This window comes from Lactobacillus nasalidis (assembly GCF_016587775.1).
Classification (GTDB): domain Bacteria; phylum Bacillota; class Bacilli; order Lactobacillales; family Lactobacillaceae; genus Lactobacillus; species Lactobacillus nasalidis.
The window spans coordinates 1-228 of the sequence record NZ_BOCG01000393.1 but is presented as its reverse complement, the minus strand read 5'-3'; the positions used below and the strand labels follow the sequence as shown (position 1 = coordinate 228).

The 228-nt window shown below is 66.7% G+C and carries 1 protein-coding gene; it reads left to right on the top strand.

All coding sequences use genetic code 11. The features are described 5' to 3' along the window. Window positions 1–228, top strand: a 228-nt coding sequence (locus tag lacNas_RS07135) for an HAD-IC family P-type ATPase (RefSeq protein WP_201346732.1), incomplete at both ends; no start/stop codon positions are given.

Here is a 228-nt window from a genome sequence, read left to right as displayed (position 1 = left end):
GGGGACAACCGGCAGCTGGCCGAAAAGATCGGCCGGCAGCTGGGCGTGGACCAGGTTCTGGCTGAGCTTTTGCCGCAGCAGAAGGCCAGCGAGCTGGCCAAATTGAAGGAAGCCGGCCCGGTTGCCTTCGTCGGCGACGGCATCAACGACGCTCCTGCCCTCTCCAGTGCCGATGTCGGCATCGCCATGGGCAGCGGGACTGACGTGGCCAAGGAAGCCGGCGGCATC